Raw genomic sequence first — 899 nt, 5'->3', positions numbered from 1 at the left:
AAAACTATATGTAGATTTAGAACAACTTAATGCAAGAAGTTCCGTTTTTTGTTGTGATTCTTGCCACGATTCCACTTTGCAAGACCCTAATTGTTAGGGCATTGAAAGAAAATCATCGACAGGTACAATGAGTTCTCACTCACACGAAAATATTGGATATGAAGATTAACAATCAGCAACGAACCGGATTCGGTTACTTCCTATACGGAATTCAATTGGCGCTCTCTCCAGAGATAAGACGTTTTGTCGTGTTACCACTTTTAGCAAATATTATTCTCGTGGGTGGGGCTATCTTCTATCTATTCTCCCACTTGAACATGTGGATTGAAGGTTGGATTGGACAGTTACCAGAGTTTCTCTCTTGGCTCACGTATATCTTGTGGCCCCTACTTGCTCTAACGATACTGGCCACCTTCTCTTATTTCTTTAGCACGTTAGCCAACTTTATTGCCGCTCCCTTCAACGGGCTGTTAGCAGAAAAAGTTGAAGAGACGCTAACCGGAAAAAAAATTAATGACGACGGCTTTACGGCTGTTCTAAAAGATGTGCCTCGCGTACTTGCTCGCGAATGGAGAAAACTGCTTTATATACTGCCTAAAGCAATTGGCTTGTTTTTGCTCTTACTTATCCCGGCACTAGGGCAAACTGTCGGCCCGGTTTTATGGTTTATCTTTACCGCCTGGATGCTCGCGATTCAATATTGTGATTACCCGTTCGATAACCACAAAATTCCGTTCAACGACATGCGTTACAAATTGAAACAAAAGCAAGGTAAAGCCTATGGCTTTGGTGTGTTGGTTTCAGTATTCACAACGATTCCAATTTTGAACCTTATCATCATGCCTGTTGCAATATGCGGTGCGACCGCCATGTGGGTGGTAGAGTTTAAACATTAGCAC

At 42.0% G+C, this 899-nt stretch carries 1 protein-coding gene; it reads left to right on the top strand.

All coding sequences use genetic code 11. The features are described from left to right. Positions 1–158: 158 nt before the first annotated feature. Positions 159–896, top strand: a complete 738-nt coding sequence (cysZ, locus tag R7R78_RS25030) for a sulfate transporter CysZ (protein WP_225474488.1) — start codon at positions 159–161, stop codon at positions 894–896. Positions 897–899: the final 3 nt, after the last annotated feature.

This window comes from Vibrio sp. 2134-1 (genome assembly GCF_033339495.1).
The sequence above is the reverse complement of the archived record's forward strand: the minus strand, read 5'-3'. Positions and strand labels throughout refer to the sequence as shown.

What these genes read in the sequence shown, in the direction of transcription:
- cysZ (WP_225474488.1), top strand. Translation starts at nt 159, where the DNA reads ATGAAGATTAACAATCAGCAACGAACCGGATTCGGTTACTTCCTATAC.